Source organism: Haloimpatiens lingqiaonensis (genome assembly GCF_901447495.1).
In the GTDB taxonomy this organism is placed as follows: Bacteria; Bacillota; Clostridia; order Clostridiales; family Clostridiaceae; genus Haloimpatiens; species Haloimpatiens lingqiaonensis.
Genome location: NZ_CABDWS010000094.1, coordinates 1 through 9,390, shown reverse-complemented (window position 1 = coordinate 9,390; position 9,390 = coordinate 1). Strand labels below are relative to the sequence as shown.

Annotated in this window: 5 protein-coding genes; all 5 read right to left on the bottom strand. The window is 27.8% G+C overall.

Annotation, left to right across the window (positions count from 1 at the left end):
- Positions 1 to 283: 283 nt before the first annotated feature.
- The gene (locus FGK85_RS13505) at positions 284 to 1,249 is read right to left on the bottom strand and encodes a phospholipase D family protein (RefSeq protein WP_171011436.1); all 966 of its coding nucleotides are present in this window, start codon (positions 1,247 to 1,249) and stop codon (positions 284 to 286) included.
- 130 nt (positions 1,250 to 1,379) lie between these two features.
- On the bottom strand, positions 1,380 to 1,592 hold the full coding sequence (locus FGK85_RS13500; protein ID WP_138207477.1) for a hypothetical protein: 213 nt from the start codon (positions 1,590 to 1,592) through the stop codon (positions 1,380 to 1,382).
- Between the two features lie 206 nt (positions 1,593 to 1,798).
- Entirely contained in the window at positions 1,799 to 2,020 is a 222-nt protein-coding gene (locus FGK85_RS13495) for a YdbC family protein (protein WP_138207475.1), read from the bottom strand.
- On the bottom strand, positions 2,021 to 5,743 hold the full coding sequence (locus FGK85_RS13490) for an Eco57I restriction-modification methylase domain-containing protein (protein ID WP_138207473.1): 3,723 nt from the start codon (positions 5,741 to 5,743) through the stop codon (positions 2,021 to 2,023). It lies immediately after the preceding gene.
- Positions 5,744 to 8,935 (bottom strand): helicase-related protein, encoded by a 3,192-nt coding sequence (locus tag FGK85_RS13485; protein ID WP_138207471.1) that lies wholly within the window; start codon positions 8,933 to 8,935, stop codon positions 5,744 to 5,746. It lies immediately after the preceding gene.
- Positions 8,936 to 9,390 lie beyond the last annotated feature (455 nt).

Below are 9,390 nucleotides of genomic sequence, written 5' to 3'. Positions count from 1 at the left end.
TATGGCGTATAGATGTATTTGAACTTAAGTATATTAGTCCATTATCATATTCAGCCTTTCCATCATATTTTGCTTGAATTTCTTCAAATTCCTCTTCTGTATAAAGATGAACATAATCAATATTCATATTTTAGGCAACCTCCTTATCATACAAAACACTAACTAATATATTATTTACAATTATACACTATATAATGTAAATATACCTAATCAATTTAATTGTTAGGGAATGCCTGTTATGAGTATGAAGGGGTTTTGAAATAGATTGAATTATTGGCAAAATTTACACCTCTGGGGTAGTGCCAGAAAAAAGTTGGAGTGAAACGGGAGACTTTTTCTGGCTGCTAAACCTTTCTTGTGATATTATAGTCCTAAGATTATAAAAATCATTTTTAGGATATATTATTTCAACTACAGGCTTTTTCATATATGGTAAAAGAAAAATTCTATAATTCATTATATTAGCAGCAATATCAACTCTACTTACATTTTTTCTATATCTAAAAGAGCAAGTCTCTCTTATATTCTTTGGTATATTAGCCTTTATCAAATTATAAATCTCAATTATTTTTTCTCTAATGTTTTTCATACCACATTCATTAATAACAAAATTCAAAGCTTCATCTTCCGAAATGCTATTATCAACTTTTTTAATATTAAAATTAACTTTTTTATACAGATGACTTCTTTTATTCTCTATTATTTGGTTATTTATTTTACTAATTTCATCCTTTATTTTATGGTTTCGGTTTTTACATGTCTCTAAAACATTTATTTCCTCTCGTATTGAAGCTATTAACTCCTCATTAACTACACCAGCATTATTCCATAAATTATTTATATCCTGCATAATATCTTTTAAATCCCCTTCAACCAACACTCCATATTCTAAATTATTATACATGCCATTTTGAGTAAAGTTTGCTGATGTAACTATGGCCTTTTCTCCGTCAATAACATAGATTTTGGCATGAAGATTAGAATAATACCTTATTTGGATATTAGTTTTTTTAATTAACTTATTTAATATATTTATATCTGAAGAATTATTTATAAAATCCTCCAATGAAAGTCTTGTTAAAATTTTTATTTTTATTCCATCTAAAGTATCTAGTATATTTATTAATTGATTCATAGCTATGTATGGTACTATAATTATAATTTCATCTTTTGCACCAACTATTATTTGTTTTAGCTGTTCCCCTATACAATTAGATTTTTTATGATTATATAAAAATTTTAAATTCATTATAAAATCCCCAATCATAGATTATTACAATTTTTCAAAGTAACTATAACCTTATAAAACCTTATAATTAATCGCTTCATTGTATAAAAATAGGTTCTATTTAACTTCCTTTTATATGACATTACTAACTCTACAGTACTACAATATCCTCAATACCTTTATTCTTAATCTTTTTAGTTCCATTGCCTTGCTGCAAATATATCATGCCTTCTCCAGCATCATCATCTTCAGATATTAATGTAATCTTTCCCTTATACTTTCTACTTTTTAATGTAATTTGAATATCATCCAAAGGCTTTAAATTTAATTTCTTTAAACACCATTTAAATTCACTATAATCCATAATATATCTCCTTAAAAATTTTTATTAAACTTAACTAATTATTATTTAGCAGAAAATTTATCTATACTATTTGTTCTTATCAATCATATGTTCCTAATTTATGTAACATTTCCTAAGGTACTTCCTGAAAGAGGTTGTAATGAAGCAAAAAACTTTTTGTAGTTCCTTAAATTCGCTCACAGGACAACCCCCATATCAATACATATTTATAATTCTATTTCATTAAGAACATCCTTAAGCTTTTTCAATTCTTCAACAGTCAAAGTAACACCTTTACCCATTTTATTATGTTCAGAATCCCAATCTCTTAAATCATATTTTGGCTCTCTTCCACTCCAAGAGATTAGGTTTAATTCTTTTGTCCATCCTTTTGATGATTCTGAAAGTTGTCCTATTTTTTCTATTATTTCATATTTAATATCTGCCATTTAAAATTCCACCTCTATTATCTTTATTTCACCTTTGGATAAATTTAGAATTTCATATATAATGTTATCTATTTGACATTGTAATTCTGTAATATCATCTTCACTACTCAATATTTTATCTACTATTCTTACAATATTATCTTTATATATTTTGTCACAATCAATAATTGGCAATTCTAACAATGGTTGTCCATACAACTCAAGCAAATCACCTTTAAGTTTGCCTTTATATTTTAGCCATAAATAATACACCTTTGAATTCAATAGTGCAAGTATATACTTAGTAGGAAATTGCTCTCGAAAGCTTTCTCTTACAACAGTAATCATAATATCTGATTGTTCAAAATACTTATTTATCTCCAATCCAAAAATATTACTCTTTGCTCTCCTTGAGTTTACTATTTTTTCTTTTGCTAAAAAAATGCTTTTATTTCTTGGCCAATGCAAACTATACCAAGGTAACCTTCCTTGAATTGTTTCTCGTTTAGATGATAAAATAGGCTTAAATCTTTCCAAATGCCTAATAATATTATTCGCTTTATGCAAATCTATTTCCCTTGTCATATATAGCACAAATACTTTGTCCTTTGGGTATTCAACCTTATATTTTCTTATATGCGAGTTCTTGTATACTTTTTTTATAAAATTTTTTTCATAATCATTTAAATTAATAGTGTCCACCTCATCTTGGCTCAATATAAAAATTCCCTCATCTTTCTGACTTGATATACAATATTTTTTCAGATGTGCATTAGTTACTCTGTCCGCACCGGAAACAATTCCTTGACTAACATCTGCTATATCACTAAGTCTATACTCAGATGCTTTCAATTTTTCTAGTATACTACTAACTGAATTCTCTTTATTAGATGTTTCACCTTGTAATCGTATATAATCTTCAGGACCTTCATAAAGATTTTCTTGAGAAACAACAAAAATATCAAATATATCATTACTCCCCTCATTTCCATTTAAAATATTTTTTAAATCATTTGAATTTGCTACCCCCCCTACTTTGCAAATACTATTAATAGCTTTAATGGCTAATTCCTTACTTTTAGTAAGAACTGTAATCATATTGTGTTGTCCTAATGCAGATTCAAATATTTTTAATTCATTGAAGTTAATCAATCTTCTTATTCGTGCTCTTTCTTTAAAATCACTTCTCAATCTTTTTGCCCCAAAAGCTGTAGGATAATAATTTGTTGTAATTAATGCAATTTCGCATTTCTTATTACCAATATCTAATCCTTTATGAAAAAAGAAATAAAAAAGATCCATTTTTCCGATATAATACTTCTTACCAAAGCTTGTATTTGCAATTGGTCTAAATATTTCCTTATTACCCTTTTCTCCAACATATGGTGGATTCCCAATTACAATATCAAAACCACCCTTCTCTTTAAATATCTTAGCAAATTCAAGTTCCCAAATAAAATAAGGCCTTGTCCTATTTCTTAAAGATTCTTCATATCTCTTTAAACCCTCTTTATTTCCATCTCTTTGAAGTTTATATCTTATTAAATTATCTCTAATTTCATCTATTTTTTTCTTAAGTTCTTTTTTCTTTTCATTATTGTCCTCATCAAAATATCTATCTTGTAAATTAAACATTTCCTTTAACATTTCATCACTATGATCAATTAATAAACTCATTTGTATCGCACTTGCAACTTCTTCATATGCCTTCTTTATTTCACCATTCTCGTGTTTATAAAGTATAGATTCGTCAAACAACTTTATTCCTTCATATTCGTCAATCAAACTATTTCCAACATGAATATTCATATCTAAGTTAGGCAATGGATGTGGTTCTATATTTTCTTCATTAATTTCTTGCTCTACTACTACGGAAAGCCATAATCTAAGCTTTGCAATATCCACTGCGCTTGGTTCAATATCTACTGCAAATATACTGTTTTTAATAGTATCCCATTTCATTTTGTATGAAGAACGCCATTTTCTAATAAATTCTTCCCCATATTGTTTTCCAAATATGCCCTCTTTATCTTTTCTTATAATATACTCTGTAATATTATTTCGAGCCCTTACAATTTCATTTAACATTCCTAATGGAAATGCACCTGAACCAACTGCTGGATCTGCCACTTTAACATTTTTTAAAGCTTCATCTATATTTACAATATTATCAAAAATCGATTGTTTAATTGTAAACTCTTTACCATATCCTACATCTTTTCGACTATCCGCATCCCTAATTAATTCCCCATATAGTATAAATTCTTTCATATCTTCATACGGTACATTTACTTCATTTACAAGGTAATTAATTAAACTTTCTTGACACATATAATGAACAATTTCTCTTGGTGTATAGAATGCTCCCTTAGATTTTCTATCACTTACATCTAATAAATTCTCAAATATTTTTCCCAACATTTCTGGATCAATAGCTACTTCTTTTTCAAGAGGCTCGTCTTCATTCATTGTAAAGTTAAAATGATCGAATATATCTAAAATACCATCAGCTTCTCTACCTCTTTTCTCTTTATTTGAAAAAAGTTTATTAGGAATTTCAAAATTTACATCTCTCCAATGATAGCCTTCCAATGGTTCAAATAATCCCCCATTTAAAAACGGAATTTTACAATTAAATCTTTTAAAATATTGATTCTTTCTTTTTCTGTTTAAAGCATCATAAAAAAATGGCTCTAAATAATCATTAAAAAAATTCTTATTGGTATTCTCTACACAAAAATCGAAAATCTCTCTAATAAATCTCCTATTTCCACTTCCCCATGGCATATCATATTCTGTACCAATAAAACAATCTGATAAAAGCTCTGCTTCATGCTCATCAATCATAAATAACTCTTTAGATGATAATTTCATATTTCCAACTTTGGTTTTTTTAAATACCTTTTCTAATATATTTTTGTTAACGCTGTCCTGTTCATTGTAAATTTTCTTAAATGAATCCATTGAAATTGTATGTGATGCTGGCATTATTCTTACACCAAGCCATCCTTTTTTTTGCAAAAAGTATAAAAATGCTAATTGCCCCATTAATTTTTTAGCAAATTGTTCAGCAAATTTCACTATATCAAAACCTAATTTCTCAGTTTCAGATATAAATGATGCATCTTGCTCTAGGTATTCCTTTAAATCCAAATATTTTTCTTTATATTGATTAAAGAAATCTTTTGTAACTTTTTCTACACTAAATGCCTTTTCCATCTCATCTAATGTTGGATTATGCCGATCATCTTCAAATAAAGGTAATAATTGTTCCTGAGCTGTATGGTTTGGTTCATTTTCACCTACTAAATATGAATATCTTCTGGCTGGTGTTAAATCTAAACTAATGCCTTTTTCTGTAAAAGAATAATCCAATCTTACAAAAGATAATCTCCAGTTTGGTTCATCTTCAGTATAAAATGCTACAATAGCAGCCTCCATGCCATTGTCATCTAAAATCTTAGAAATAAAATTTCTCTGCATACTTCTTGCTCTATCTATACTTGTATTTCTTTTTAATTCTACCGCCATTACAATCAAGTTATTATCCTCATTATCTGTATATTTAGCAACAGTGTAATAAGCCTTTATATGGTCAGTATATTCTTTCCATATACCTGTATGTCTAACTTCTTTCAGCATCTCCGGTTCATTAAAAAATTCTCTTGTGAATTTTTTAAAACGCTGAATATGAAATTTATTTTCAAATGTATCTTGCAAAATATTTATTTTAGCAACATTCATCTATTCTATATCCCCCTTTTTTAGGTATGATGAAAGTATAACCTTCATATTTCCAGATAAGTTTACTTTTTTCTTTCCTTTTCTTTCTTCAAAATACTTCTTTGGCACAATTTCTTGTATCTCATAGAAAACTTTTACTGAATCGTTCATACCTTTTGTTTGTTTAAGAACCTCTTTTGAAATACCTGCTGGAACATTTCCTTCTTCCCATATGTTTCTAAGCTTCTTTATTAAAATATCTTGTTCATCTGTAAATGCTTTACACCTAGAAATAGTTTTTAAAAGTCTTATTACTTTTGCATCATTACCTGCCTTAGAAGCTTTTTCTGTAATAATCTCTTCCTCTTCTGTAAGAGATATTTCAAAACCTAATTTATTTAATTCCAAATGCTCAAAATAAGTTTTAGGTGTTTTAACTTTTTTCTCATTAGGCTCCACTTCCAAATATTTCATTGCTTGTAAGAAAGAAATTTCTTCTGAATCTTTAATGTCTGCAATAAAAAACTTTTTTAATGCACCTTTTTTTAAGAATGTAACTGTTTTATCTTCTGAAATACCATTTAATATTCTTCCACTTTTTGATTTTTGAGGTAATTTTTTAATTTTTTCATAAAGGTTTTCATCGTTATCTCTAACCTCTCTGATAATTTTTAAATATTTTAATTCATATACATCATCATTTTCTTCTGCTTCGAGTATATCCTTACTATTTAGTTTTTTATAAAGATTATGAGATGATACCTCCTCATCCTCTGATAAATACTTAAAATCCTCCCCTAAAGTATCATGGAAAGCTTGTATTTTTAGTATAATGTTTTCTTCTAATGGAAGTTCAGCATTTGCTTGAGCAGTTGGAAAAAAGTTAAAAACATAAATTTTATCATATTCTGTTCCTACCCTATTAATACGCCCAACCCTTTGCATGATTTTTGTTGGATTCCATGGCAAATCATAATTAATAATAACGTTACTCCTATGAAGGTTAATACCTTCTGCAAGTACATCTGTAGTTACTAAAAATTGAATATCATTTTTCTTTTCATATGCAAAATTAGGATTATAATTTGCTTCTATTTCTTGCCTTATAGCTCGAGAACCTTGTCCACTAAAGATTAATACTTTTTCTGGATAATATTTTTCTAAATATTCTCCCACATACTCTGCTGTTTCTTTTGATTCTGTAAAAATAATAACCTTCTTATCTTTTATTTTTTCATTTGTTTTTAACTCTAACAAAAACTGTTCTTTTTTAGGATCTTCTATAATTTCTTCCCATTCGCTTTCAAGTTCTCTCAATATATTCAAATCATATTTTATAGAAGGAATAAATTCTTTCTTAAAAGCTTTTATAGGATAATATTGAACAATATTTTCTTCAACTAGTCCCATAAGCCTTTCATCATCACCATTATCTAAAAGATCATATACATCAACTTTTTTACTAATATATACTTCACCGTCTAAGCACATTTTTAAAAATTTTTCATAAGATTTTATAAATCTATGTAAAGTTTTTTTAAATGCTTCAAAACTACTTTCTAGTCTTTTTACTAAAATCGTTTTCATGAATCCTGACATATTTCTTTGCGATACTAATAATGAAGCTATTTCTTTTGGTACATTTCCCAAATATGTAAGTGGTTTATATCTTGCATATGTAAGATTTTTAATGCTTTCCATTGTATGATTAAATACAGCTTCTATATCATCATCATAAGTATAAACAATCTTTTCTGGATCACCCAATTCTGGAAACTTTAATCCTTGTTTTTCTAAGTCTTCTTTATAGCATTCCATAATTTCATTACGAGTTCTTCTAATCATTACATTTCTAAGCACTTGGTCTCTAATAATTTCAGAATTAGCTTTTAATGTTTCTGAATACTCTTCGGTACCCTTATCTAATTTTTTTAATTTACTATCTAAGCGATTAAAAAAAGCTTCAATATTTTTATTATTTGGTATGATAGTACTGTTATTCTTAGGCTGAAACAAATAAATTTGATTGGCTATATCACTAGAATAGTTATTTTGAGGTGTAGCTGTAATTAAAATAACTTTCTTATTATAGCAAATCTCATGAAGCTTCTGGAAACTTTCAGTTTTTTGATTTCTAAACCTATGTGCTTCATCAATAAAAACATACTTCATATTTTTCATTAAGTCCTCATCTTCAAGAATACTATCTAACTTTCCCAATGACTCAACTTTAGCAGATACTTCAAATTGTTGTAATGTTCTTTCCCAGTATTCTTTTAACACAGGTGGACATATAATTAACTTTCTCCCTTTTAATCTTTGTGCTAGCATAGCGCATATAAAGGTTTTACCCAATCCAACTACATCAGCTATAAAAACCCCATTATAAGCTTTAAGTATCTTTTTAGCTTGAACTACTGCATCTGTTTGGTATTGGAGCTTCATATACCCATCAGGAAGTATTTCCTCCCATGTTTCATTTTTATCTTCATTAATCTCTTCTTTAAAATACTCATAAAGTGTTTTTAAAAACAACTCGTATGGTGTAATATCCCCTCTAATCCATGTTTTTCCATTTACTGCTTCTACATATTCATCAGAAATATCTATTGAACGCTCCCATAATTCTTCAAATTTATTTAGCGCAAATTCAACATCCCTACTATCCTTTAGTTCAACATTAAATTCAAGATTATTTACAAGTCCTGCTTTTGAAAAGTTACTTGAACCTGTAATAACCGTTCCATATTGATCTGGAACTTTTTCCATATTTTTACGTATAATATATACCTTAGCATGTATAGGTGCTTCGGGATATACTCTCATTTCTAATTTCCCAGCTTGAAGCCATTTTATAAAAGTTTTAACTCCTTGCTCTACTCGATAACTGTCTTCTGAATTTTGCATTTCTTCAGCTACGTCATCTGAAAATTCATCTCTTACTTCCTTATGTGACATTTCAAAAGACATTTGCTCTTCTTTAGCTTTTTCAATTATCTGAACCGTTTTTCCATCTACATTTAAACCAACTAATACTCTAACCTTTTCAACATCTTCCATTGATGGATACATTAAATAAAATCCACTAGTTCTAAAATATCCTACAAGCATATCGTAAAACTGCGTATTTGATTGTAGAATCTTATTGAATCGATCATAGAGATTTCTTTCTGGTTCATTTGTAAAAAAAGTTAAGTCATTATGAATTCCCACAGTTTTGTCTCCTTTACTATTTATTTCTAATTAATTGCAATATATTAATCATTACCTCAAGTTCTCTTTTATTGATAGTGTTTCTAACAAAAGAACTCTTTAAATAGTCAATAACTTCTTTGTCTTCAATATATACTGATTCTTAAAGTATTAATTTTTCATAATCCTTTTCTGACTTTTTCATCTACAAAAACATATTCAGTGTTCAAGTTAATTACTTTTTTAATATATGGTAATCTTACTGATTAACCTAATATTATCTATTTTTTTATATAAATCCCTAATAAATATTATATCACAAGTTTTTCATACTAATGTAATAAAATCACAGAGATTTAGCACCTAAATTCCAGTAAAAATTTTATTTTTACTGGAATTGTATCTTTTTACATTTACTTAAAGGGCTGGTAAGCCCGCAGACCGATAGGTCGCAAAAATAGATACACTTACCCCTA

Bases quoted from the DNA above. Each gene is read 5' to 3' on its own strand.
- FGK85_RS13500 (WP_138207477.1), bottom strand. From the start codon at position 1,592: ATGGATTATAGTGAATTTAAATGGTGTTTAAAGAAATTAAATTTAAAG.
- FGK85_RS13495 (WP_138207475.1), bottom strand. From the start codon at position 2,020: ATGGCAGATATTAAATATGAAATAATAGAAAAAATAGGACAACTTTCA.
- FGK85_RS13505 (WP_171011436.1), bottom strand. From the start codon at position 1,249: ATGAATTTAAAATTTTTATATAATCATAAAAAATCTAATTGTATAGGG.
- FGK85_RS13490 (WP_138207473.1), bottom strand. From the start codon at position 5,743: ATGAATGTTGCTAAAATAAATATTTTGCAAGATACATTTGAAAATAAA.